The sequence below is a fragment of the Martinezella tropici genome, assembly GCF_003287875.1.
Taxonomy (GTDB): Bacteria; Pseudomonadota; Alphaproteobacteria; order Rhizobiales; family Rhizobiaceae; genus Rhizobium; species Rhizobium tropici_C.
On record NZ_QMKK01000046.1, the window covers coordinates 301436 to 325595 of the forward strand.

21 protein-coding genes are annotated in these 24160 nt (G+C 61.2%); 12 read left to right on the forward strand and 9 right to left on the reverse strand.

What is annotated here, in order from left to right; genetic code table 11:
* Complete coding sequence (locus DQ393_RS21660; protein ID WP_112343759.1) at positions 1-267, reverse strand: DUF6460 domain-containing protein; 267 nt, start codon at positions 265-267, stop codon at positions 1-3.
* A 166-nt stretch (positions 268-433) separates the two neighbouring features.
* On the opposite strand from DQ393_RS21660, the gene DQ393_RS21665 reads away from it, so the two are divergent.
* Together DQ393_RS21665 and DQ393_RS21670 are read left to right on the forward strand one after the other, a co-directional pair.
* Entirely contained in the window at positions 434-1378 is a 945-nt protein-coding gene (locus DQ393_RS21665) for a methyltransferase domain-containing protein (RefSeq protein ID WP_112343760.1), read from the forward strand.
* Between the two features lie 108 nt (positions 1379-1486).
* A complete protein-coding gene (locus DQ393_RS21670) occupies positions 1487-2122 on the forward strand; it encodes a YitT family protein (protein WP_112343761.1) in 636 nt (211 codons plus the stop codon).
* A 9-nt stretch (positions 2123-2131) separates the two neighbouring features.
* Here the strand turns inward: DQ393_RS21670 and DQ393_RS21675 are convergent, their stop codons facing one another.
* Positions 2132-2323 (reverse strand): DUF2735 domain-containing protein, encoded by a 192-nt coding sequence (locus DQ393_RS21675; protein WP_015338743.1) that lies wholly within the window; start codon positions 2321-2323, stop codon positions 2132-2134.
* A 446-nt stretch (positions 2324-2769) separates the two neighbouring features.
* Here DQ393_RS21675 and DQ393_RS21680 point away from each other — a divergent pair, with 446 nt between their 5' ends.
* Positions 2770-3810 (forward strand): glutamine synthetase beta-grasp domain-containing protein, encoded by a 1041-nt coding sequence (locus DQ393_RS21680; protein WP_095433900.1) that lies wholly within the window; start codon positions 2770-2772, stop codon positions 3808-3810.
* Between the two features lie 353 nt (positions 3811-4163).
* Here DQ393_RS21680 and DQ393_RS21685 read toward each other — a convergent pair whose 3' ends face one another.
* Positions 4164-4625: a carboxymuconolactone decarboxylase family protein gene (locus DQ393_RS21685; protein ID WP_112343762.1), complete on the reverse strand. Its 462-nt coding sequence runs from the start codon at positions 4623-4625 to the stop codon at positions 4164-4166.
* 30 nt (positions 4626-4655) lie between these two features.
* Entirely contained in the window at positions 4656-5159 is a 504-nt protein-coding gene (locus DQ393_RS21690; RefSeq protein WP_112343763.1) for an RrF2 family transcriptional regulator, read from the reverse strand.
* A gap of 404 nt (positions 5160-5563) precedes the next feature.
* On the opposite strand from DQ393_RS21690, the gene DQ393_RS21695 reads away from it, so the two are divergent.
* Together DQ393_RS21695 and pdeM are read left to right on the forward strand one after the other, a co-directional pair.
* On the forward strand, positions 5564-8074 hold the full coding sequence (locus DQ393_RS21695; protein ID WP_112343764.1) for a ligase-associated DNA damage response DEXH box helicase: 2511 nt from the start codon (positions 5564-5566) through the stop codon (positions 8072-8074).
* 42 nt (positions 8075-8116) lie between these two features.
* Positions 8117-8854 (forward strand): ligase-associated DNA damage response endonuclease PdeM, encoded by a 738-nt coding sequence (pdeM, locus tag DQ393_RS21700; RefSeq protein WP_112343765.1) that lies wholly within the window; start codon positions 8117-8119, stop codon positions 8852-8854.
* A 1-nt stretch (position 8855) separates the two neighbouring features.
* Here pdeM and DQ393_RS21705 read toward each other — a convergent pair whose 3' ends face one another.
* Entirely contained in the window at positions 8856-9410 is a 555-nt protein-coding gene (locus DQ393_RS21705) for a dihydrofolate reductase family protein (RefSeq protein ID WP_112343766.1), read from the reverse strand.
* A gap of 111 nt (positions 9411-9521) precedes the next feature.
* Here DQ393_RS21705 and DQ393_RS21710 point away from each other — a divergent pair, with 111 nt between their 5' ends.
* A complete protein-coding gene (locus tag DQ393_RS21710) occupies positions 9522-10025 on the forward strand; it encodes a winged helix-turn-helix transcriptional regulator (protein ID WP_112343767.1) in 504 nt (167 codons plus the stop codon).
* On the opposite strand, the gene DQ393_RS21715 is transcribed toward DQ393_RS21710, so the two are convergent.
* The 3 genes from DQ393_RS21715 to DQ393_RS21725 all read right to left on the reverse strand — a co-directional run bounded on the left by DQ393_RS21715 (position 10026) and on the right by DQ393_RS21725 (position 15776).
* Complete coding sequence (locus DQ393_RS21715) at positions 10026-10892, reverse strand: TIGR02186 family protein (RefSeq protein ID WP_432422011.1); 867 nt, start codon at positions 10890-10892, stop codon at positions 10026-10028.
* Entirely contained in the window at positions 10889-11812 is a 924-nt protein-coding gene (locus DQ393_RS21720; protein WP_112343768.1) for a sulfite exporter TauE/SafE family protein, read from the reverse strand. Before DQ393_RS21720 ends, DQ393_RS21715 begins: the two co-directional genes overlap by 4 nt.
* 292 nt (positions 11813-12104) lie before the next feature.
* A complete protein-coding gene (locus DQ393_RS21725; protein WP_112343769.1) occupies positions 12105-15776 on the reverse strand; it encodes a peptidoglycan-binding protein in 3672 nt (1223 codons plus the stop codon).
* A gap of 62 nt (positions 15777-15838) precedes the next feature.
* Between DQ393_RS21725 and DQ393_RS33690 the strand changes: the two genes are divergently transcribed.
* The 5 genes from DQ393_RS33690 to DQ393_RS21745 all read left to right on the forward strand — a co-directional run bounded on the left by DQ393_RS33690 (position 15839) and on the right by DQ393_RS21745 (position 22067).
* Positions 15839-16201, forward strand: a complete 363-nt coding sequence (locus DQ393_RS33690; protein ID WP_169644420.1) for a hypothetical protein — start codon at positions 15839-15841, stop codon at positions 16199-16201.
* A 56-nt stretch (positions 16202-16257) separates the two neighbouring features.
* The gene (locus DQ393_RS21730) at positions 16258-18054 is read left to right on the forward strand and encodes an acyl-CoA dehydrogenase C-terminal domain-containing protein (RefSeq protein WP_112343770.1); all 1797 of its coding nucleotides are present in this window, start codon (positions 16258-16260) and stop codon (positions 18052-18054) included.
* Positions 18055-18089: 35 nt separating this feature from the next.
* Complete coding sequence (locus tag DQ393_RS21735; protein ID WP_112343771.1) at positions 18090-19298, forward strand: acetyl-CoA C-acetyltransferase; 1209 nt, start codon at positions 18090-18092, stop codon at positions 19296-19298.
* Between the two features lie 13 nt (positions 19299-19311).
* A complete protein-coding gene (locus tag DQ393_RS21740; protein ID WP_112343772.1) occupies positions 19312-21522 on the forward strand; it encodes a 3-hydroxyacyl-CoA dehydrogenase NAD-binding domain-containing protein in 2211 nt (736 codons plus the stop codon).
* A gap of 101 nt (positions 21523-21623) precedes the next feature.
* On the forward strand, positions 21624-22067 hold the full coding sequence (locus DQ393_RS21745) for a YybH family protein (protein WP_112343773.1): 444 nt from the start codon (positions 21624-21626) through the stop codon (positions 22065-22067).
* Positions 22068-22075: 8 nt separating this feature from the next.
* Here the strand turns inward: DQ393_RS21745 and DQ393_RS21750 are convergent, their stop codons facing one another.
* Positions 22076-23287 carry an MFS transporter gene (locus DQ393_RS21750; protein ID WP_112343774.1) on the reverse strand — a complete coding sequence of 404 codons (1212 nt, stop codon included), beginning with the start codon at positions 23285-23287 and terminating at the stop codon, positions 22076-22078.
* A 138-nt stretch (positions 23288-23425) separates the two neighbouring features.
* Between DQ393_RS21750 and DQ393_RS21755 the strand changes: the two genes are divergently transcribed.
* On the forward strand, positions 23426-23992 hold the full coding sequence (locus DQ393_RS21755) for a TetR/AcrR family transcriptional regulator (RefSeq protein WP_112343775.1): 567 nt from the start codon (positions 23426-23428) through the stop codon (positions 23990-23992).
* Positions 23993-24160: the final 168 nt, after the last annotated feature.

Here is a 24160-nt window from a genome sequence, read left to right on the forward strand (position 1 = left end):
TCAGCGGCGGTAGTTGAACAAACGAAGTATGATGAAGATGGGAATGACGATGGATGCGCCGAGCAGCACATAATCGCCGAATTCGCCAAGCGCAGCGAAACCGCTGTGCCAGAGATCGAGCAGGAAGCGGCGGACGCCATAGAGGAAATCGAGCGGTCGCCAGCCGAAGAACTTCATCACGAAGCCGACGACGAGCGACACGATGATGAGCTTCACCAGCGTGCGGCCGGGCGAGTCCCCAAGGAATCTGTTCACCTGATCGGACATGCAGACGTCTCCATGATGGCAGTCGGTGGTGCCTGAGATAGGGCCGGGGCCTGCGACTCGCAAGCACTTTTGCCGGGCGCGCGCCTCAAACAAGCCTCTGCCTGAAATAGGACTTGAGTTTTTTTGTGGCCGCGTTCAAAGGCGAGCGTCTAACAGGATGAAACCGATGCTGCCGAGCCAGCTTTCCTCCGGCGATGTCATTGCCGACCGCCGTGCCGACTATGCGAAGATGCTTGCCGAGAGCGGCGAGCCGGCGAGTGCCGCCGAGCTGATGGAGCAGGCGCTGGAGCTGGTGCCACGCTGGGCGGCGGGCTGGTTCACGCTCGCGACCTATCGTGAGAAGACCGGCGATGCATCCGGTGCCATCGCGGCGCTGAACGAAGTGCTGGTGCTTGATGAGGGCGACGTCTTCGGCGCCCGCCTCAAGCTTGCGGTTCTCGGCGGCGCCGATGTGCCGGACCGGCCGCCGAGCCTCTATGTCGAACGATTATTTGATGACTATGCCGATCGCTTCGAAACCTCGCTGGTCGAGAAGCTCGGCTATAGCGTGCCCGGCAAGCTGGCGGCGTTGATTGCCGGAACGGCCGATATCTCGAAACATTTCCGTCTCGCCGTCGATCTCGGCTGCGGCACGGGCCTGCTCGGGCCGGAAATCCGCGCCCGCGTCGATCGGCTGGAAGGCTACGATCTGTCGAACGGCATGCTCGCCAAAGCAGCGGAAAAGCATGTCTACAATCATCTTGGCCAGGCCGATCTGTCGCTGGAGCCGGATCTGTCAGGCGTTTTCGATGCCGAGTTTGAAGCCGGCCGCGCCGATCTGATCACCGCTGCCGATGTGCTGATGTATCTCGGCAATCTGCAAGGCGTGATGGCGATCGTCCGCAGGCTCGCGGCCGATGGCGCCGTCTTCGCCTTTTCGGTCGAGGATGCGGAGCAGCCGGACGGCTATGTGCTGCGCGATTCCCTGCGGTTTGCCCATTCGGAAGCCTATGTCAGGCAGATTTTGGCCGCTCACGGCTTTACGGTGCTGGATCTCGTCCGCAGCGTCATTCGCATGGATGGCGGAAAACCGGTCCACGGCATTCTGTTCATTACTCGGAAATCGGCCTGATGATTTCGAATCTTGCGAATTTGAAATAGGTCAGCATTGCTTACGTATTTTCGCTTGATTGTCGCCTGAGATTTCAGCAAAAAAGCCTTGAAACCCAGGGGAAATCACATGGCAAACGCAAAGAGCGCATTTGGTATCTGGAATACGTCCGCGACCCGGCATTCGTGGATCGAGGATGTTCAGGGCATCATCTCCGGCAGCCTGATTTCCTCGCTCGGGCTGTTCTGCCTTTCAAGCGCCGGCCTTCTGACCGGCAGCACCGCCGGCATCGCTTTCCTGCTGCATTACGCGATCGGCGTGAATTTCGGCCTGGCCTTCTTTGTGGTCAATCTGCCGTTCTTCTATCTGTCTCTGAAGCAGCTCGGCCCGGTCTTCACCGTCAAGACCTTCATCGCCATCGCGCTGACCTCGCTGCTGACCAACCTGCAGCCGCTGCTTTTCGATGTCGCGCATATCAACGCGCTCTGGTCGGCGGTGCTCGGCGGCATTCTGCTCGGCTTCGGGCTGCTCGCGCTCTATCGCCATCGGGCAAGCCTCGGCGGCGTCGGCATTCTGGGGATTTACCTGCAGGAACATTTCGGCATCAGGGCAGGGCTGGTGCAGCTTGCGATCGACCTATGCGTGCTCGCAGTCGCTTTTGCGGTGACCACGCCCTTTGTGGTCATCTGCTCGGTGATCGGCGCAATCGCGCTCAACCTCTTCGTCGCGATCAATCATCGCTCGGATCGCTATATAGCGCTGTAAAGCTGAAGCCTATTGCTTGCGGGTCTCGTCGGATTCGACGATCGCGGCTTCGTGATACCAGCTGTCGAATGCGGCCGTCGCAATAGACGGGCCGATATCCGGAGTGAGGTTCACCTTCGGACGCTGGCTGAGCGCCGTGGGGCGTGCCGTGACGGGAAACTGATAGATCTTTGCGGTTTCGTGCCGAGTACCGATTGCCATTCGTTGTCTCTCCCTTTTTGGTGTTCAAGCGGGCGCGCTTCAAGAGACAGCTCATATATAGCAAAGCCGAAGGCAAATATCACCATTCCGCTTAAAAAAAATGCTAAATGATGAAATTATAGGCAATTAGAAGATGAGGCGGTGAATGCCGTTTCTTTGATCTGCCGATTTTACAATCCGTTTAGGGGGCGGGCCGAGCCTGCGACATTTTGGCAGCTCGAATGGAGCCACGGCGGTGATTTGAAAAGAATCCGATGTTTGGCATCGGGAAATCTTGCCCGAATATGGCTGAATCATAAAAAACTCGCCTGACGAGCCGGGTGTCGATGCGATCTGGCACGGCACATGCATCTCTCTTGGCAGCCGTTCGTAGTGAGGAATTTTCCGGCGGGCGCGCCGGGCCAAGTTTTTCCTACTTCGCCTGATTAACTGTTATGAGGTGCGTAATGACGAAATATAAGCTCGAGTACATCTGGCTCGACGGGTACACCCCGGTACCGAACCTGCGCGGTAAAACGCAGATCAAGGAATTCGACGCATTTCCGACGCTCGAGCAGCTTCCGCTTTGGGGCTTCGATGGTTCGTCGACGATGCAGGCCGAAGGCCGCAGCTCTGACTGCGTGCTGAAGCCCGTCGCTATCTATCCGGACCCGGCCCGCACGAACGGCGCTCTCGTCATGTGCGAAGTCATGATGCCCGATGGCGTCACACCGCACGAGTCCAACAGCCGCGCGACCATCCTCGACGATGAAGACGCATGGTTCGGTTTCGAGCAGGAATACTTCTTCTACAAGGACGGCCGTCCGCTCGGCTTCCCGGAATCCGGCTACCCGGCTCCGCAGGGTCCCTACTACACCGGCGTCGGCTACAAGAACGTCGGCGATGTCGCCCGCGAAATCGTTGAAGAACACCTCGACCTCTGCCTCGAAGCCGGCATCAACCACGAAGGCATCAACGCCGAAGTGGCCAAGGGCCAGTGGGAATTCCAGATTTTCGGTAAGGGCTCCAAGAAGGCAGCCGACCAGATCTGGATGGCACGCTACCTGCTGCTGCGTCTGTGCGAAAAGTATGGCATCGACATCGAGTTCCACTGCAAGCCGCTCGGCGATACCGACTGGAACGGTTCGGGCATGCATTGCAACTTCTCGACCAAGTTCATGCGCGAAGTCGGCGGCAAGGCCTATTTCGAAGCGCTGATGGCTCAGTTCGACAAGAACCTCGAAGCCCACATCGCTGTCTACGGCCCGGACAACCACATGCGTCTGACCGGCAAGCACGAGACGGCACCGTGGAACAAGTTCTCCTACGGCGTTGCCGACCGTGGCGCCTCGATCCGCGTTCCGCACTCGTTCATCAAGAACGACTACAAGGGCTACCTCGAAGATCGTCGCCCGAACTCGCAAGGCGACCCCTACCAGATCGCTTCGCAGGTCCTGAAGACCATCTCGGAAGTTCCGACGGCTGGCTTCGGCTCGGTCGCTGCCTGATAGGTTTCATGCTTGGCTTGCCAAGCATGGGACAACCAATAATGACGCGGGGCTTCGGCTCCGCGTTTTTCGTTTTGGGGTTATCAAATGGCAGTCACCGCGCAGCGTCTCTTAGGCCCCACTGCCAACCCCATACATCGTCATCCTCGGGCTTGACCCGAGGATCCAAGCACAAGCTGCTGACTACATGAGAGGGGTTTGGTGTGCGTCGCATCAGGGAATGCGCTCCCGCCGGCGCTCGCTCCCGGCGTTTTTGAGCCGACCTGCCTGTGCCTGGATCCTCGGGTCAAGCCCGAGGATGACGGAGTTCAAGGGGAGCATTCAGGCAGACAGCACGCTCAGAAAAACCAGACTTAAGCAGCCTTGCTTGCCGCATCCACCGGATGCTGCGAGCGGAAGCCGACGGCGAGGCGGTTCCAGATATTGATCGTGCCGATCGCCACCGTGATCTTGACGATCTCTTCTTCGCTGAAATGCTGCTTCAGCGGTTCGAAATCGGCATCCGGAATGCCGGTCTGGGCGATCTTGGTGACGGAATCAACCCAGCGGAGCAGGGCACGCTCGCTGTCGTCATAAACAGGCGATTCCCACCAGACGCACATCAGGTTGATCCACTGTTCGCTCAGGCCATCGTGGCGGGCTTCCTTCGAGTGCATGTCGACGCAATAGGCGCAGCCGTTGATCTGCGAGGCGCGGAGCTTGATCAGGTGGATGAAGCGGCGCTCGAGGCCGCTGCTCTGGACGAAGTTTTCCAGCGCGACGACAGCCTTGTAGGAATCGGGAGAGGCTTTGGCGAAGTTGAAACGCGGATGCATGGGTCTTCTCCTTGGGTTTGAATTTGAGGTTCAGTTTTTGGTCCTGCGTTCATGCAGCTCGAGAAAGGCGCAGCCTCTCGCAGCGATGCCGCCATCCGTGTCCGTCTGCCTGAGGTCGATCAGCACGTCGGCGATGCTCGTTTTGGCCAGCTCGGCCCTATAGACGCGCTCGGCCGCCAGCATGGCGGCGTTGATGCCGCAGGGCTTGGCGAAGTAGCGCCCTTCCAGCGGGTTCGGGCCGCGCTGGCGGATTTCCGCGCAGCGGAAGGCTGGTGCGGGGCCTTCTGCCGCCAGCACGATATCGAGAAGGGTGATCTCCTCCGGCTTGCGCGCCAGCCGATAGCCACCCTTCGGCCCCGGCACGGTATCGAGAATGCCGGCGCCCGAAAGCGCCTGCAGATGCTTCAGAAGATAGCTGACCGAAACGCCATGAAATTCGGCAAGCGCCGCAGCCGAAAGCACACCGCCATCGGACAATCCCGCCAGCATGGCAACGCAATGGATCGATTGTTCGACGCCGTCCCCGAGCTTCATTTTCGTGCCTTTCAAATCATGGATATTTTTTATCTACGATTATGATGGGAGTCAAGTAGGGAATGCGACAGAGTTGTTACTGGGCGAATGAGCGCGAAATGCGTGTTTATGAATGTTGCCTACAAAAAGGCACCGTCATCCTCGGGCTTGACCCGAGGATCTACGCCCAAGCCTAGTAATCATGGGCTGTGGCCGACGAGGGGATATCGATCATTGCCTTTGAGAGATTTAGGCACCAATCGGAAGTGCTTGTGTCTGGATCCTCGGGTCAAGCCCGAGGATGACGGCGTGTGGGGAAATCAATGGGCCTAAGGCGGCCTTGGTAAAAGAACGTGCGGCCCATCCTTGTGCTTCACCATCCTCCCCGGCTTCTCATCCGCCGCATATTCATTACATTGAACCCCGTGGACCAGATCGAGCCGAAGCCCCCTGTTGCCCTGCCTGCCCCCTTCACCCGCTGGTTTGCGGAAAAGGGCTGGCAGCCGCGTGCGCATCAGTTGGAATTGCTGGCCCGCGCCGAAGCGGGTGAAAGCACGTTGCTGATTGCGCCCACCGGCGCCGGCAAGACGCTCGCCGGCTTCCTGCCGTCGCTGACGGATATCACCCGGCGCGGCAAGATCCCGCCCGGTTCGGCCTTCACCGGCATTCATACGCTCTACATTTCGCCGCTGAAGGCGCTTGCGGTCGATATCGAGCGCAACCTGATGAAGCCCGTTTCCGAAATGGGGCTGCCTGTCACGGTCGAGAACCGCACGGGCGATACGCCAAGCGGCAAGCGCCAGCGGCAGAAGCTCAATCCACCGGATATCCTGCTGACGACCCCGGAGCAGGTCGCGCTGCTGCTCGCCAATCGCGAAGCCGAGCGCTTCTTCAAGGATTTGAAATACATCATCTTCGATGAGCTGCATTCGCTCGTCACCTCCAAGCGCGGTCATATGCTGTCCCTCGGCCTTGCCCGCATCCGCAAGCTGGCGCCGCATGTGCAAACCATCGGCCTTTCGGCGACCGTTGCCGATCCCATGGACCTGCAGAAATGGCTGGTGGCGCAAGAGCCGCGGGAAGAGCGCCACGCCGGCCTCGTCATTGTCGAGGGTGGCGCCAAGCCCGATATCTCGATCCTTGCGACCGAAGAGCGCATCCCCTGGTCTGGCCACTCCGCCAAATATGCCATCCCCGATATCTATCGCGAGCTGAAGGCGCATCGCACGACGCTGCTCTTCGTCAACACGCGCTCGCAGGCCGAAATGCTGTTTCAGGAGCTGTGGTCGGCCAATGACGACAATCTGCCGATCGCCTTGCATCACGGCTCGCTCGATGTCGCCCAGCGCCGCAAGGTGGAGGCAGCTATGGCGGAGAACCGGCTGCGCGCCGTCGTCGCCACCTCCACACTCGATCTCGGCATAGATTGGGGCGATGTCGATCTCGTCATCCATGTCGGCGCGCCCAAGGGCGCAAGCCGCCTTGCCCAGCGCATCGGCCGCGCCAACCACCGCATGGATGAACCCTCGAAGGCAATCCTCGTGCCGGCCAATCGCTTCGAGGTCATGGAATGCCAGGGAGCGCTCGATGCCAATTATACCGGCGCGCAGGATACGCCGCCGATCGGTGCCGGTGCGCTCGACGTTCTTGCCCAGCATGTGCTCGGTATGGCCTGCGCCGAGCCCTTCGACATGCTGGAGCTTTACGATGAGGTACAGAGCGCGGCGCCCTATGCCGAGCTTTCCTGGGAGACCTTCGAGCGCATCGTCGATTTCGTCGCCACCGGCGGCTATGCGCTCCGAACCTACGAGCGCTATGCCCGCATCCGCAAGACGGCGGATGGGCGCTGGCGCGTCTCCAATCCGCAGGTCGCCCAGCAGTACCGGCTGAATCTCGGCACGATCGTCGAAGAGGCGATGCTGAATATCCGCCTGGTGAAACGCAACGCGCTGGGCTCGCTTGGAAGAGGCGGCGCTCCGCTTGGCAAGGTCGAGGAATATTTCGTCGAACAGCTCTCGCCCGGCGATACTTTCCTGTTTTCCGGCAAGGTTCTGCGCTTCGAAGGCATCCGCGAGAGCGAATGCCTGGCCTCGCAGGCTTTCTCGCTGGATCCGAAAATTCCCTCCTATGCCGGCGGCAAGTTTCCGCTTTCCACATACCTCGCCGATCAGGTGCGGGCGATGATTGCCGATCCCGACCGGCGCCACCGTCTGCCGGATCAGGTGCGCGACTGGCTGGAAATTCAGAACGAAAAGTCGCTGTTGCCGAAGCGCGACGAGTTTCTGATCGAGACTTTCCCGCGCGGCAGCCGTGCTTACATGGTCGCCTATCCTTTCGAGGGAAGGCTGGCGCACCAGACGCTCGGCATGCTGCTGACCCGAAGGCTCGAGCGAGCGGGCGCCAAGCCGATGGGCTTCGTCGCCACCGATTATTCGCTCGGCATCTGGGGTCTGGAAGATATGGGGCTGATGATCGCCAACAGGCGCCTCAGCCTCTCCGATCTCTTCGACGAGGACATGCTCGGCGACGATCTCGAGGCCTGGCTCGACGAATCCTTCCTCTTGAAACGCACCTTCCGCAATTGCGCCGTGATTGCCGGTTTGATCGAGCGCCGGCATCCGGGCAAGGAAAAGACCGGCCGGCAGGTGACCGTCTCGGCCGATCTGATCTATGACGTGCTGCGCAGTCACGAGCCCGACCATATCCTGCTGCAGGCGACGAGACAGGACGCTGCGACGGGGCTTTTGGATATTGGCCGACTTGCGGATATGCTGAAGCGAATCAAGGGCCATATCACCCATCGCGCGCTGGACCATATTTCACCGCTCGCCGTGCCGGTGATGCTGGAAATCGGCAAGGTGCCGGTGCCGGGCGAGGCTCACGATTCCCTGCTTGCGGAAGCGGCCGACGATCTGATCCGCGAGGCGATGGAATAGGGATGCCGCAAGGCAGACGACGAAGGTAGATTGTTAAAAGTGATGAACCGCCTAGCGCTAGCGCGAGATATGAATGCTCAAGGCAACGGCGCAGCCAGCGCGTCGGGCGTCGAGACCGTCGTTCAAGGTGTCGCCGCCGTCTGCGATCCGATGGGTGCGCTTTATCTGCCGGATGCCGGCATTCTCGTCGTCTCCGATCTGCATCTGGAAAAGGGAGCGGCCTTCGCCCGTCGCGGCATGCTGCTGCCACCTTACGATACGCTGGCGACACTGACCGTTCTTTCCGCTGTCATCGCACGCTACGATCCGAAACTCGTGGTGTCGCTTGGTGATAATTTCCACGATCGGGTCGGCTCACAGCATCTGCCGGAAGCGTTTCGCAGCCTGATCGTTAACATGGCCCGCGGCCGCGAATGGATCTGGATCAACGGCAATCATGATCCGGACGGTACGGTCGATCTGCCGGGGCACTCGGTCGATGAGATGCATTACGCTGGTTTGACGTTCCGCCATGAGCCGAAGGCGGGTTTGCAGGCCGGCGAAATTGCCGGCCATCTGCATCCCTCGGCCACCGTTCGGCGCCGCGAGAAATCGGTGCGCCGTCCGTGCTTTGCAACGGATGGCGCCCGTCTGCTGATGCCCGCCTTCGGCGTGATGACCGGTGGCCTCGATCTTCGCCACAAGGCGATGGCCGGCCTCTTCGAGCGGGAGAGCCTGATTGCGCACCTGCTCGGCCGTGACCGCATTTACTCGGTGCGGTTCGGCAATCTCTCAGCCTAAGTTACTTCAACGGCTCGTAACGCAGGATGACAGCTCCGGTCTTGAGAGGCGTGGAGTCGATGAGCTTCATCGGCAGCTGTTCGGATGCCGGTTTGAAATGCGGATTGCCGGAGCCCAGCACGACAGGAACGAGGCAGATCCTAAGCTCATCCACCAGCCCCGCTTTGAGCAGCGCATCTGTTACCTCGGCGCTGCCGAAGACGAACATGGTCTTACCGGGTTCTTCCTTCAGCTTTTTCACTTCAGCGACAATATCGTTGACGACGCGGGTATTGTTCCACTCCGCCTTGTCGAGCGTCCGCGAGGCGGCGATCTTGGCGATTCCGTTCATATAGGCGGCAATGTCGGGCGTTTCCGTCGCGGTCGACCAATAGGCGGCCATGCCTTCATAGGTCTTGCGGCCGAAGATCAGCAGATCGCCTTCCTTGCCGAGATCTTTCGCATAATTCTCCAGCTCGTCGCCCCAGGCGAGCATATGAAAATCGAGATCCCAGGGCTTGGTTCCTTCGAAATAGCCGTCGAGCGTCATAAGATTCCAGATAACAAGCTTTCTCATCATTTCCTCCAATGTGACAACTGCATCATAATCAAAACTGGTTGCTAAAAGCAAGTAGTTGCAAGCTAGTCAGACTGATGGCAAAATGCAAGTGGTTTTTTGGAGATCATTATGGACGCGCTGCATCGTTCCGGCTGCCCGATCAATCTGACGCTGGAAATTCTCGGCGACCGCTGGAGCCTTATCGTCATCAGGGACATCATGTTCGGCAATCGCCGGCATTTTCGCGAGTTGCTGCAGAAGTCGCAGGAGGGGATTGCCTCCAATATTCTCGCCGATCGCCTGAAGCGGCTGGTCGAGCGTGGTCTGCTGACGCGCGAGGATGATCCGACCCACAAGCAGAAGGCCGTCTACAGCCTTACGGAAATGGCGATCGACCTCGTGCCGCTCTTCGCCCATATGGGCGCCTGGGGCCGCAAGTATCTTCCGGTATCGGAAGAGCTGTCGATCCGGGCGGAGCTTCTGGAAGATGGCGGTCAGAAGCTTTGGGATGATTTCATGGATGAGTTGCGCGCCAAGCATCTCGGCAAGGCGCTGCCGCCGGACACGCCCTCGGTGCTTGGTCGATTGACGGAAGCCTATCTCGAAGTCGTCAATCGCCGGAAAAGCGGCTGATCAGTTTTTCCGGAACATGAAGCTCGCACTCCATCCGGTGACGAGCGCCAGCAATACGGAGAAGACGCCATAGGCAATCGGCTGCTGGTGCGCGGCATCGGTTATGGTCTGTTCGATGCCTGTCTTGATGACGCGCAGCGGCAAGGATTTCTCGCTCAGGAACTTGCCGCTCTTGAAGAGATAGGCCCGCACCGTATGTACGCCATTCGGCACGTCGGCGGGAATTCTGAGCGTCGCCTTGAACAGCGAGGAGCTGACGAAGCGCACGCCGGCCGGATCGCTTTCATAGAGGCCGCCTGTCTTCTGCAGCCGCCGAAAGGCGTTGCGGAATTCCGGAACATCCCCGACATTGCCGACGAAACCGAGCGGCGTCAGCGGAATATGCTCGACGCCAATGCCGCGATCGCTGAGTTCGAGCGGTGTGGTGATATTGTCGACGGCGCGCGTGCTCGACAGCGAATAGGCTTCCGGCACATGCTCGAACGTCATCGAGCGGGTATTGACCCAGATGCCGAAGACCCGTTCCTTCCGTCGCACTGTGGCGTTTTCGCGCGGACCCTCCAGCACGACGACGATGTCATATTGACCGATCGCCAGAAGCAGCTGGTCGGTATTGGACAAGGCGCCGAAAATCGTCAGATCGGCGCCGGTGAAGTCGGAGGTAATGGCAATCTCGCTCGTCGAGGTGCCGATTTCCATCGTCTCTCGCGCCGTGGTCGAGGTGGTCGGCTGATCGAGCATCACCTGCGCCTGTCCGGCAAGCGGCGCAAGCAGCAATGGTGCGGCGACCAGGGCAATTCCCGCGAACGTGCGCAGTCGTTTTGCGGGAATTGCGGGGAAATGCTCTGGCAGCCCGAAACCTCTCATCGGCTCACGCTTTCCATGACGACCGAATAGACGTCGGCCGGCGTGACCACCAGGGCGATTGCCAGGCGAAGGCCAACGGCAAGGACGAGCAGGCCGAGCAGGGCGCGCAATTGCTCACCGCGCAGCCTCTGGCCGACGCGCACGCCGTATTGCGCGCCGATCACGCCCGCCACCATCAGCAGGAAGGCCAGGATGACATCGACGGAATAATTGGTGGCCGCCTGCACGATTGTCGTGAAGGCGGTCACGAAGATGACCTGGAACAGCGAGGTGCCGACGACGACATTGGTCGGCACCCGCAGCAGATAGATCATGGCGGGCACCAGGATGAAGCCGCCGCCGATGCCCATCGGCGTCAGCATGCCGATGAAGAAGCCGAGGCCGATCACCGGGATGGCGCTGAGATAGAGCTTGGATTTCTTGAACCGCAGCTTCAACGGCAGCCGCTGCACCCAGTTGTGATGGCGCGGCTTGCCGGTCGACGGCGGCAGTTTGCCGGCGGCCCGGCGCATCGCCCGCACGCTCTCCCATAGCATCAGCGTTCCCACGGTGCCGAGCAGCACCACGTAGATGAGGGAGATGATCAGGTCGATCTGACCGAGCCGGCGCAGCAGGACGAATAGCCAAAGGCCGAATGTCGCGCCCGCCAGACCGCCGGCAAGCAGGATCGCGCCCAGTTTCAGATCGAGCGAACCGCGGCGGAAATGCGTGAGCGCGCCCGATACCGAGGAGGCGACGACCTGGTTGGAGCCGGTGGCGACCGCGACAACGGGCGGGATGTTGTAGAAGATCAGGAGAGGCGTGATGAGGAAGCCGCCGCCGACGCCGAACATGCCGGAAAGAAACCCGACGGCGGCGCCCATGCCGAGAATAATGAGGATATTCACCGACAGTTCTGCGATCGGCAGATAGATCGTCACGCGTTGTTCCCACCTGCAGGCGGCCGATGGCCGAGCCTGAACCATAGTCCCCTTTTAAACGGCGGATTCTAATCTGAAATCCTTGCCAGAGCCTTAGGAAAAGCCGTGTTGTTCCAGTTTTCGAATGGCCGGCCACAGTCTAACGCGGCTTTTTCCGCATTTCTGTGACATTGTTCCGAGAGCATGGGTGGACGGCGCGTGCGAGATGAGGCCGTTCCGACCGCCCAAACAAAATGCCGGCGCAATTGCGCCGGCATGATCGATTGGCTGTTTTTCGAAGAGAGGCGCAAATCTACTTGTTGCGGGCCAGAAGCTCCTTGACCACCTGATCGGTCACCCGTCCGTCCGCCGGCAGCCCCACAGATTTCTGGAAGCTTTTCAGGGCGGCCACGGTCTTGTCGCCCATGGAGCCATCCGGCGCACCGGCGTCAAAGCCGTTCTTGTTGAGGATGGCCTGGATGTTGCGGATGGCCTTCTTCATATCGATGGAGGCCGTGTTCACGCCCTTGCCGGTCGTCCATTCGTCGGGAATGTCGGTGCCGTTGGCCTTGGCATCGGCCGGCTGCACCTTCCAGAGGTCGACCTTGGCGCGAGCGCTTTCGAGGTCGGCCGGCTTCATGGCGTTGGCGACTTCATCGCGCTTCTGGGCGGCGTCCTTGTCGCCGCTCTTTGCGGCGATCGCGAACCACTTGTAGGATTCCTGCAGGTCCTGTTTCAGGCCGTTGCCGCGTGCATAGAGGATGGCGAGGTTGAACTGGCTGTCGGAGACGCCGAGATTGGCGGCGCGGGTAAACCAGCTTGCCGCGCTATCGTAATCCTGAGATCCGGCCGTGCCCGAAGCAAAGAGAACGGCAAGATTATGCATGGCGCTAGCGTTGCCCTGATTGGCTGCCTGCTCGTAGTATTGCTTGGCCTTGACGAGGTCGCGATCGACGCCATTGCCCTTCTCGTACATGCTGGCAAGGCGGTACTGAGCGGGCGCATAACCCTTGTCGGCCGAAAGCTGATACCAGCTGGCAGCCTGCTTCATATCGGCCGCAACGCCGCGGCCGTCTGTATAGCGTGCGCCGATTTCGAAGAGCGCCACGGGATCGGCTGATTTGGCGGCCGCGACGAGCGATGGCGGCTGGATGCCGTCAGGCACCGTGATCTCGGGTGCCGCCGGGATGGCGACGGGAGCTGCGGCCGCCTTGTCCGGCTGGACGAAGGCAGCCGTCTGTTGTGCGGGCGCTGCACTGCCGCCAGGAGATAGGGTCTCGCTTGCGACCTGGTTGCCGTCGAGCGGCGCTGCTGCTGTCAGGTGGTCGCTCGCAGGCGCAGTTGCCGGATTGGCGGGGCCGCTTGCGGCCTGCGTGTCCACAGCCTCGGTCGATGCTGCGGGGGCTGCAGCCTGGTTGACCGAGGGCTGCTGATTGTTCGCGGTCGGGCTCGCGGCCGCCACGATGTTATTGCCGGCGGCATTGGCCGGCGGCGCGATCATCGTCGAGACTTCGGCAGGCGGAGGCGCCTTGTGGCCGCGCGTCAGCGTGTTGACCAGCGGGAAGGCCATGATGGCGAGAAGTGCCGCGCCGACGGCCAGCAGGATCGGCCGGCGGAAGCGCGAGAATGCCCCGCCTTTTTTCGCGTCCTTCTTGGGGGCGGGAGCCGAGCGCTGGGTCTGGTCGACTTCCATCGCTGCCGCCTGCGCGGCGCGCCGGGCTGCCGCGATATAATCGGCCCGTTCGTTTTCCGTCGGTTGACGCGCATTTCCGTTGCGCGACGCATTCTGGCTGGCGCGTACCCGCTCGAGGATCTTCTTGATGTCGGGAGCGCCGGAGCCTGGCTCCAGCAATTCGTTGGCTTCTTCGCCGGGCATCAGGTCGGCCGGATCGATCGACGGCGCCTGTTCGATCACGGGGCGGTCCGGCGGGAAGATCGGCTCGGCCTTTTCCGGCGTGAAGAGGCGCTTGCCGAGGCTGGCGAAGAGGCTGGCCTTTCCGCTCTTGGCGGCAGCCTTGATCTCAGCCTTTGTATTGGCGTCGATCGCCTGTGCAACGGCGGCTTCGGAGGAGATGGCCGGTTCGGCAGATGCGACCGTGCGGATGATCGGCCCGGCCTTCTGCTGCTGCGCGGCCATCGGCGGCTTTATGGCTGGCGCATCTTCTTGGTGGGCGAAGACGTCGCTTTCGAATGTCGCAGCCGGCATCGGAGGCGCCGGCCTGCGATGTTCCATGTGGTCGAGCCGGTCGGCGATCTGCAGCAGTGTATCGTGCAGCGCCTCGAAGGTGCGATGCGTGCGTTCGTCGCTGGCGCGGCTGATATCCTCGAGATGGCGAAGGTCCTCCGCAAGTGCCGCCAGCGCGGACATATCGGCGGCCTGTGCGCCGTTGCCCGTCATGCCTTCGCGCGAATAGGCCTCGACGACGGCTTCCGCCGCATGGCGCGCAGCCTCGATGATATATTCGTCATTGGTCGCCATATAATCTTCGATCGCGTTCATCCGGCGGTCGAAGTCGGCGGGCATGTGATCGGCGACGGCCCTTGGCTCGTTCGTCAGCAATGTCGAGAGATGGGCGATCTGCTCTTCGAGACTGCGCAGCGCCTGCGTATCCGTCGGCGGGGCGGCAGTGCTCGCTTCCAGCCGGGCTGCGATGTCGGAGAGGCGGCCCTCCAGGCGACGCGCCATGCTGTCGTCGAGGCTTGCGGCCGGCGCGGACGGATGGAAATCGATCTCGTCGATGCGGCGAGCGAGATAATCCAGCCGGTCGGCCAGTACGTTGCCGATGGATCCGTGTTCCAGCGCATCGATCTTGTGGGAGATATCGGCGAGATAGGTGACGAGTTCGGGCTGCGGTGCGGCCTTCTGCGAACGCTCCATCAGATGCGAAAGCTGGTCCAGCCGTTCCTCGAGACGGGCAACCGCCTTGGCGCTGCCCAGCTCGTCGATGCGCATGGCGAGCGCTTCGAGACGGCCGGAAAGGTCGTCCGCAGGCTGGCGTCGCGCCGCATCGCGGCCCATCAGGTCGATTTGATCGGCAAGGCCGCTCAAGCGGCCTTCCAACCGCTGCATCGCCTGATCCTGTGGCTGCATCATGGAGCCGAGGCTTTCCATCGCGGTCGCGATCGTCAACAGCTTGTTTTCCAGCGCCTGCACGGCCGGGCTGTGGTTCATGCCGCCGAGATGCTGCTTGATGTCGTCAAGGCGATAGGCAAGTGAAACAAGCTCGTCCTGCAGCCCCGTCGTATCGATCGCCTTGATCTGGCGTTCGACGTGATGCAGCGATTCTTCGCGGGCAAGGCCGTCCATCAGCGAGCGCAGCTCATCGAATTCGGCTTTCAGGCCGGCCGTCTCCGGCTGGCCGGCGAGCTGATTGATGCTGTTGGCGAGCCGAGCCATGTCCTCGCGGACATCGGCGACGAAATGCTTGTCCTCGGCATTCTCGCGGATATCGCGGATTTCGGCCCGCAAAGCGTTGATCTCGCGGCTCACGCTGTCGGCGATGTCGCGCTTCAGATCCTGACGAAGATTGACGAGCGCCTGCGCGATGTCGACCGAGTTTTCAGCGGAAGGGCGCATCGGCTGGCGTTGAGCATAAGCATCGAGCGGCCGCCGGGCCGGCTGCGGCTCGGCATGCGCCGTATCTTCGCGGCGAACCTGCCGCTCGCGGCTTGCTTCGAGCGCGCGCTGACGCTGACGGATTTCGGCGAGCGGATCGGCACGAAGATCGCTTTCGTTGCGCAATGGGCGTTCATATGACCGGCTGGCGAACTGCTCGCGCTCGGTGCGCTGCGGCATCCGTTCGGCTGCGGTGGCACGTTCCGGGGCGGGTGCATAGCCGGCGACGGCACGCTGGCGCGTATCGCGCGAGGCGGCCGTGCCCATCAGCCCCTCGATGCGCGCTTCCAGTCCTTCGATCGTGCGGCTCAGAGCATCCAGCGATGCCCAGTCGCCCGTGCCGTTAGGATTTGATCGCGATCCGCTCATATCTTTGCTCGCTTCGAACTATGGACCACCCGGGGCCAACATACTGACGGAAAGAAGACGTCGTGGCTTTGCCGCACCGCCCGCATCCCGCCATTTGGAAAGGGATAAATGTATTGGCTTTCCTCAAACCGAGCTGCAAAACGGCGCGCCTATCGAAGGATAAGTTGAATAGACGCGAAGCACTGCTGCTCAACTCATACAATTTACGAAACGTGGTAAACAACTCGTTAAGTTTGCCTGAAGTCTTAACCTTTTATTTCGGTTCTGCTGTCTCACGCCCTGATATTCTTGCGAGCAGGCGGGATCTTTCAGGCGCTGGAGAGGGGCCGCATTGCGTGGACGTTCGTCCTCCCGTCGATCATCCTCATCAAAATTTCAACGCGTGTCCAAAATTTGACGTTTACGCAAACGTCAATATTTTGTAAGGATAGTGCAGTGGCTGGAATCTGAAGTCCGGCGGCGAATTGGAGGAATTCGAGAAATGCCAGTCTACAAGGCCCCGGTGAACGATACGCTCTTCGTCCTGAACGATGTGCTCGGGCTGGAGCGCTATAACAATCTTCCGGGCTATGCCGATGCTACGCCCGACATGATCGAGGCGATTGTCGGCGAGGCGGCCAAGTTGTCGGAAGAGGTGCTTTTCCCGCTCAACTATTCCGGCGATCAGGAAGGCTGCGTGCGTCATGACGATGGCACGGTCTCGACGCCGAAGGGCTTCAAGGAAGCCTATCGCGCCTATCGCGAGGGCGGCTGGCTGGGTCTGGCCGTACCGGAAGAATTCGGCGGGCAGGGGCTGCCCTATGTGCTGCACTGCGCCGTCGGCGAATATACCTCCGCCGCCAACATGTCGCTGATGATGTATCCGGGCCTGACGCAGGGCGCGATCGCTGCGATCCTCGTCCACGGCTCAGATGCGCAGAAGCAGACCTACTTGCCGAAATTGGTCGAAGGCACCTGGTCCGGCACCATGAACCTCACCGAACCGCATTGCGGCACCGATCTCGGCCTGCTGCGCACCAAGGCAGTGCCTCAGGGCGACGGCAGCTACAAGATATCAGGCCAGAAGATCTTCATCTCCGCCGGCGAACACGACATGACGGATAATATCGTCCATCTCGTCCTCGCCCGCATCGAAGGCGCGCCAGAGGGCACCAAGGGCATCTCGCTGTTCATCGTGCCGAAATTCCTCGTCAGAGAAGATGGTTCGCTCGGCGAGCGCAACCCGGTTTCCTGCGGCGCGATCGAACATAAGATGGGCATCCACGGCAACGCCACCTGCGTCATGAATTACGACGAGGCCACTGGCTTCCTGATCGGCGCCGAGAACAAGGGCCTCAACGCCATGTTCGTGATGATGAACGAGGCGCGTCTCGGTGTCGGCCTGCAGGGTCTCTCCATCGCCGAGATCGCCTATCAGAATGCCGCCGCCTATGCCCGCGAACGCATACAGGGCCGCTCGCTCTCCGGTCCGAAGGCACCGGACAAGAAGGCGGACCCGATCATCGTCCATCCCGATATCCGTCGCTCGCTGATGACCATCCGCGCCTTCAACGAGGCCGGCCGCGCCTTCCTGCTCTGGACGGCGCTGAAATCCGATATCGCCCATCGCTCTCCGGACGAGAAGGAACGCCAGGCAGCCGACGATATCCTTGGCCTCGCAACGCCGATCCTCAAGGGCGTCATGACCGACAAGGGCTTCGACCATGCCGTCATGGCGCAGCAGGTCTTCGGCGGCCACGGCTACATCGAAGAGCATGGCATGAGCCAGTATGTCCGCGATGCCCGCATCACCATGATCTATGAGGGCGCGAACGGCATCCAGGCGCTCGATCTCGTCGGCCGCAAGCTGGCGCTGAACGGCGGCCGCGCCGTCATGGCTCTCTTCAAGGAGATCGGCGATTTCTGCGAAGAAAACCGCAATGACGAGCAGATGGCTTTCTTCACCAAGCATCTGAAGAAAGGCTTGAACGACGTCCAGACCGCGACCATGTGGTTCATGCAGAACGCCATGGCCAAGCCCGACAATGCCGGCGCCGGCTCGACTGATTACATGCATCTCTTCGGCCTCGTCGTCCTCGGCTATATGTGGGCAAAGATGGCCAAGGCGGCGCAGGCAGGCCTTGCGGCTGGCGACAGCGCGCGCGAGGATTATCTGAAGAACAAGCTTGTCACGGCGCGGTTCTATATGGAGCGCATCATGCCGGAAACGGCGCTGCGCAAGGCCCGCATCGAAACCGGCGCCGACACGATGATGGAACTGGCGGCGGAAGCCTTTTGAGCAAGGCGGCGTCAGCTGCTGCAGGGAGATGAGACATGACCGAGGTTTTCATTTACGACCACGTGCGCACGCCGCGCGGGCGCGGCAAGAAGGATGGGGCGTTGCACGAAGTGCCGTCCGTTCGCCTCGCCGCCAAGACGCTGGAGGCGATCCGCGACCGCAACGGCCTCGATACCGAAACGGTTGACGATATCATTATGGGCTGCGTCGATCCCGTCATGGAAGCCGGCGCCGTCATTCCGAGGGGCGCTGCCTTCGAAGCCGGCTATTCCACCAAGGCGCCCGGCATGCAGATTTCCCGCTTCTGCGCCTCAGGCCTCGATGCCGTGAATTTCGGTGCGGCCAAGATCGCGCAAGGGGCTGATGACATCGTCATCGCCGGCGGTGTCGAAAGCATGTCGCGCGTCGGCTTGGGCATGTCCGGCGGCGCTTGGTTCATGGACCCCTCGGTCAACTTTCCGGCCTATTTCATGCCGCAGGGCGTCTCGGCCGATCTTATCGCCACGAAATACGGCTTCTCGCGCGATGACGTCGATGCCTATGCCGTCGAGAGCCAGAAGCGCGCCGCCAATGCCTGGGAGAAAGGCTACTTCAAGAATTCCGTCATTCCGGTGAAGGATATTAACGGCCTGACCATTCTCGACCGCGACGAGCACATGCGTCCCGGCACTGATATGCAGGCGCTCGCCTCGCTCAATCCGTCCTTCCAGCTGCCCGGCGAGATGGGCGGCTTCGAAGCCGTTGGCATCCAGGCGCATCCGGAAGTCGAGCGCATCAATTACGTCCACCATGCCGGCAATTCCTCAGGCATCGTCGATGGCGCTGCCGCTGTTCTGCTCGGCTCCAAGGCGGGCGGTGAAAGCATGGGGCTGAAGCCGCGGGGCCGTATCAAGGCCTTCGCCAATATTGGCTCCGACCCGGCGCTGATGCTGACAGGCCCGGTCGATGTCACCGAAAAACTCCTGAAGCGCAGCGGCTTGACGCTTGCCGACATCGATCTCTTCGAGCTCAACGAAGCCTTCGCCGCCGTCGTGCTGCGCTACATGCAGGCGTTCGACATTCCGCATGACAAGATCAACGTCAATGGCGGTGCGATCGCCATGGGCCATCCGCTCGGTGCGACCGGCGCGATGATCCTCGGCACGGTGCTCGATGAGCTGGAACGCCGCGATCTCAATACGGCGCTTGTGACACTCTGCATCGGCGCCGGCATGGGCACTGCCACGATCGTCGAACGCGTCTGAGGAGGGGAAACCAATGGCTTACACGAATTTCACCGTCGAAACCGACGCAGACGGCATAGCCCTCGTTACTTGGGACATGCCCGGCAAGTCCATGAACGTCTTCACCGCCGAGATCCTGGAGGAGCTGAACGCCATCATCGATGCCACGGTTGCCGATGCGGCCGTCAAGGGCGTGGTCTTCACCTCAGGCAAATCGTCCTTCTCCGGCGGCGCCGATCTTTCGATGATCAGGTCGATGTTTTCCTTCTACCAGGAGGAAAAGGCGAAGGACCCGGCCGCTGCCACGCAGAAGCTCTTCGATCTTGTCGGGCGCATGACCGGCCTGTTCCGCAAGCTCGAAACCTGCGGCAAACCCTGGGTTTCGGCTATCAACGGCACCTGCATGGGCGGTGCTTTCGAACTGTCGCTCGCCTGCCACGGCCGCGTCGCGTCGAGCGCCAAGAGCGTCAAGATCGCGCTGCCCGAAGTCAAGGTCGGCATCTTTCCCGGCGCCGGCGGCACGCAGCGCGTCGCGCGCCTGACGGATGCGCAATCCGCCCTGCAGATGATGACGACGGGCCAGTCGCTGACGGCGGCGCGCGCCAAGGCCATGAACCTCGTGCATCAGGTGGTCGAGCCGGATCAGCTGATCTCGGCCGCGAAGCAGATGATCAAGGATGGCTTGAAGCCCATCGCCCCTTGGGACGAAAAGGGCTTCAAGGCGCCCGGCGGCGGCATCTGGACGCCGGCCGCAGCCCAGCTCTGGCCGGCAGCACCCGCCATCCTGCGCCGCGAGACGGCGGGCAACTATCCGGCAGCGCTCGCGATCCTCAAATGCGTCTATGAAGGCCTGCAGGTCCCCTTCGATACCGGCCTCAAGATCGAGCAGCGCTATTTCACCCATGTGCTGCAGACCACCGAAGCCTATTCGATGATCCGCTCGCTGTTCATCTCCATGCAGGAACTCGGCAAGGGCGCGCGCCGACCGGCAGGCCAGCCGAAGACGGAGCTCAAGAAGGTCGGCGTCGTCGGTGCCGGCTTCATGGGCGCGTCCATCGCCTATGTCACAGCCGCCGCGGGCATTCCCGTCACGCTGATCGACCGCGACATCGAGGCTGCGACCAAGGGCAAGGGCGTCGGCGAGGGGCTGGTCAAGGATTCAATCGGTAAGGGAAGGCTGACGCAGGACGAGGGAGCGGCCCTTCTGTCCCGCATCACGCCGTCGGCCGATTATTCGGATCTGAAGGATGCGGATCTTGTCATCGAAGCGGTATTCGAGGATCGCGACGTCAAGAAGGCCGTCATCGAGGCGATCGAAGCCGTGCTGCCGGCCGGCGCCGTCTTCGCCTCCAACACCTCGACGCTGCCGATCACGGGCCTTGCGAAGAATTCCAAGCGCCCGGCCGATTTCATCGGCGTCCACTTCTTCTCGCCGGTCGAGAAGATGATGCTGACCGAAGTCATCCTCGGCAAGGAAACCGGCGATCATGCGCTGGCCGTCGCGCTCGATTACGTCGCCGCCATCAAGAAGACGCCGATCGTCGTCAACGACACCCGCGGCTTCTTCGTCAATCGCTGCGTCTTCCGCTATATCCACGAAGCCTATGACATGCTGATCGAGGGTGTGCCCGCAGCCATGATCGAAAATGCCGCCAAGATGGCCGGCATGCCCGTCGGACCTCTGGCGCTGAACGACGAAGTCGCCATCGACCTCTCCTACAAGATCCTGAAGGCGACGGTTGCCGATCTCGGCGAGAAGGCGGTTGACCCGCGTCACATGCAGCTGATCAGCGGTCTCGTCGAAGGTGAGGGTCGTTTGGGCCGGAAGAACTCCAAGGGCTTCTACGATTACCCGCCGAAGCCGGCCAAGAAGTCGCTCTGGCCGGGCCTCAAGGATCTCTATCCGCAGAAGAAGGCCGATGAGATCGATGTCAACGTGTTGAAGCAGCGCTTCCTCGCCACCATCGCACTGGAAGCTGCCCGCACGATCGAGGAAGGCATCGTCACCGATCCGCGCGAGGCCGATGTCGGCTCCATCCTCGGCTTCGGCTTCGCGCCCTACACGGGCGGTGCACTGTCCTACATCGACGGCATGGGTGTGAAGGCTTTCGTGGAGCTCTGCGAAAAGCTTGCAACCGCCTACGGCCCGCATTTCCAGCCCACAGCGCTGCTGAAGGATATGGCCACAAAGGGCGAGACCTTCTACGGCCGCTTCGATCCCTATGGCGCCAAGAAGGCGGCTTGAGCCAACAGCTCGTCACTGACCGCAAATAATGGGCCGTTCCTGTCGGGAACGGCCCTTTTCATTCGTCTTCTGCTTGAGTCCATCAAACCGAGGAGAATGACATGATCGAGATCATCGGCAATCGTGACGAAGCCGAAGCCATCAACGCAATGCTTGCAGGCTGGATGTCTGCGCTTGGCAATAAGGACGCCGCCGGTGTCGTCGAGCACTTAAGCGACGATGTCATCAGCTTTACTCTGGCGGCGCCGCTCGTACACAAGGGTAAGGGCGAGGAAGGCTTGCGGGGCTGGTTTTCGACCTGGGAAGGGCCGATCGGCGGCGATGCCGTCGATGTCAGGTTAGTCGTCGGCGAGGATGTCGCCTTCTGGACCGGCCTTGTGCATATGACCGGCAGGAAGACGGACGGCGTCGAGGTCGATCTATGGTTTCGCCAGACGCTCGGCCTCAGAAAGGCGGCGGGCATCTGGAAGATCGTTCACGAGCATACGTCGGTGCCGTTTGCGATGGATGGCAGTGGTCTTGCCGAACTTGGGCTCAAACCGTAAGAGAAAGCTTACGACATACTCACTGATTTCTCTTGCTCCGCCCTCAACGCCAGTACGCCCCAGCCCACGAGCAGGAGGATCGCCGCCGCGTAGATGTCGGCGGCTTCGGCAAATCCAAGCGCCTTCGACAGGAAGCCGGCCAGAATGGCGGGCAAGCTGAAGGCGAGATAGCTCTGGATATAGAAGGCCGAGAGCAGCCCGGCGCGTTCGTCGGGCTTTGCCAGCGGCATGATGCTTCTCACCGTGCCGAGAAAGGTCGCTCCGAAGCCGGCGCCGGCGATCAACGTCCCAAGGCCGAGGATCGACACCTCGGCTGCATGCATGCCGGCGACAACGGTCAGTATGCCGAGCGTCATGCTCGGTATGCCGAACTTCATGATCATGGCGGTGGATTTCTCGCGCAGCAGGAACACGCCCGCCGCACCGCTGATCGTCAAGGCCGCGACCACGGAGCCGCCGGTCAGCGGCGCCGTGCTGCCGGTCGTCGTGCTGACGAGCGATGGCACCAGCGACAGATAGAAGCCGGCAAGCGCCCAGACGGCGATGTTGATCGGCGTCAGCGCCAGCAAAGTGCGGCGAACCTGTGGGGGAACGGCGACTTCCGGCTTCAGCGAGGCAAGCAGCCCGCTCTGCCGACGCGTCGTCTCGGGCACCAGCCAGAGCAGCACGGCTTGCAGGATAAGAAGGATGAGCGTGACGATATAGACGAGCAGGGTCGGCGCCGGTGCAAACTGAACCAGGAGGCTGGTGCCGAGCGCGCCGATCGCCATGCCCGTCAGCGGCGCAAGGCTGTTGGTGATCGATCCCTTGACCGGATCGAGATCGACGAGAGCGGCTCCGATGGAGCTCGCCGCCGCTCCCGTAGCCAGGCCCTGCACGACGCGGGCGGCAATCAGCCAATCCGGACCTCTGGCCATTAAAAACAGCAGCATAGCCACCATATTGAGGAGGATCGATGCGAAGATCACCGGCCGACGTCCGAGATGGTCGGAAATCGAGCCGACGATCAGCAGCGAAGCGAGGAGGGCGAAGGCATAGACGGCGAAGATTACCGTGATCAGGATCGGCGAGAAGGCGAAGGCCTGCTGGTAAAGGCGGTAGAGAGGCGTCGGCACGGATGAGGCGGCGAAGAACAATGCGCTCGTCGCGGCGTAGTAGAACGGCGCCAAACGCCTGGCCAATGAGATCGGTGCACTGGCGGTGGAATTGGGCTCGGTCATCGACTATATCCTAGCTTAAAGCTAAAAGATTGCGTTAGCTGCATATAGGATGCTCAACGCGCAAAAGCAAATAATTTGCCTTAGTGAATGGCGCCTGGTCATTCGCCATCGGCAAAAGGGAAAGATTGGCAAAGGCTTATGGGCTACAGAGAAAATCCCCGTCCCGGCGGGCGCAGTGCCAGAGTGCAGGCGGCGGTGCATCAATCCGTCCGCGACATGCTGGCGACGATGGATCGCGCCGACATCACCATCCCTATGATCGCGCAACGCGCCAACGTCACGCCTTCTACGATCTATCGCCGCTGGGGCGATCTTCAAGAGCTTCTGGCCGACGTCGCCGCCTCGCGTTTGCGGCCGGAAGCCGAGCCAGCGAAGGTCGGCAGCCCCCGCGAGGATCTGGAAGCGTGGGCCGAGCAATATGCCGACGAAATGGCCTCCGGTGTGGGGCGGCAAATGCTGCGCGACATTCTTTCGGCCTCAGACGTGGCAAATGCCGAGAAGTGCAGCGGTTATACGCAGCAGCAGCTTGCTGTTTTCATTGCCCGTGCCAAGGAGCAGGGCGAGGCGTTTCCGACACTGACGGAACTGATGGACCACGTCATCTCACCGGTCATATATCGCATTCTCTTCGATCAGGCCCCCGGCCCGGATTATGTTCGCAAGCTGGTTGCCAAAGTGATGCCGGAAGGAACGCTCAAAAGCTGAAACATGGCAACCAGCGCGCCGGGCGACTCATCAAAGATTTGTTCACGTGTCGTGGGTGGCGGCCACGATAGCGTTGCCCGCAACTGACGAACAAGTAACTGGTGATATGCGCGGATAAATTGCCTAACCCACGGGATTATCTTGGGATATTCGCGCCTGAATAAGAGT

Coding starts and splice junctions, on each gene's coding strand:
- DQ393_RS21660 (WP_112343759.1), bottom strand. CDS start 267: ATGTCCGATCAGGTGAACAGATTCCTTGGGGACTCGCCCGGCCGCACG.
- DQ393_RS21665 (WP_112343760.1), top strand. CDS start 434: ATGCTGCCGAGCCAGCTTTCCTCCGGCGATGTCATTGCCGACCGCCGT.
- DQ393_RS21670 (WP_112343761.1), top strand. CDS start 1,487: ATGGCAAACGCAAAGAGCGCATTTGGTATCTGGAATACGTCCGCGACC.
- DQ393_RS21675 (WP_015338743.1), bottom strand. CDS start 2,323: ATGGCAATCGGTACTCGGCACGAAACCGCAAAGATCTATCAGTTTCCC.
- DQ393_RS21680 (WP_095433900.1), top strand. CDS start 2,770: ATGACGAAATATAAGCTCGAGTACATCTGGCTCGACGGGTACACCCCG.
- DQ393_RS21685 (WP_112343762.1), bottom strand. CDS start 4,625: ATGCATCCGCGTTTCAACTTCGCCAAAGCCTCTCCCGATTCCTACAAG.
- DQ393_RS21690 (WP_112343763.1), bottom strand. CDS start 5,159: ATGAAGCTCGGGGACGGCGTCGAACAATCGATCCATTGCGTTGCCATG.
- pdeM (WP_112343765.1), top strand. CDS start 8,117: ATGAACCGCCTAGCGCTAGCGCGAGATATGAATGCTCAAGGCAACGGC.
- DQ393_RS21705 (WP_112343766.1), bottom strand. CDS start 9,410: ATGAGAAAGCTTGTTATCTGGAATCTTATGACGCTCGACGGCTATTTC.
- DQ393_RS21710 (WP_112343767.1), top strand. CDS start 9,522: ATGGACGCGCTGCATCGTTCCGGCTGCCCGATCAATCTGACGCTGGAA.
- DQ393_RS21715 (WP_432422011.1), bottom strand. CDS start 10,892: ATGAGAGGTTTCGGGCTGCCAGAGCATTTCCCCGCAATTCCCGCAAAA.
- DQ393_RS21725 (WP_112343769.1), bottom strand. CDS start 15,776: ATGAGCGGATCGCGATCAAATCCTAACGGCACGGGCGACTGGGCATCG.
- DQ393_RS21730 (WP_112343770.1), top strand. CDS start 16,258: ATGCCAGTCTACAAGGCCCCGGTGAACGATACGCTCTTCGTCCTGAAC.
- DQ393_RS21735 (WP_112343771.1), top strand. CDS start 18,090: ATGACCGAGGTTTTCATTTACGACCACGTGCGCACGCCGCGCGGGCGC.
- DQ393_RS21740 (WP_112343772.1), top strand. CDS start 19,312: ATGGCTTACACGAATTTCACCGTCGAAACCGACGCAGACGGCATAGCC.
- DQ393_RS21745 (WP_112343773.1), top strand. CDS start 21,624: ATGATCGAGATCATCGGCAATCGTGACGAAGCCGAAGCCATCAACGCA.
- DQ393_RS21750 (WP_112343774.1), bottom strand. CDS start 23,287: ATGACCGAGCCCAATTCCACCGCCAGTGCACCGATCTCATTGGCCAGG.
- DQ393_RS21755 (WP_112343775.1), top strand. CDS start 23,426: ATGGGCTACAGAGAAAATCCCCGTCCCGGCGGGCGCAGTGCCAGAGTG.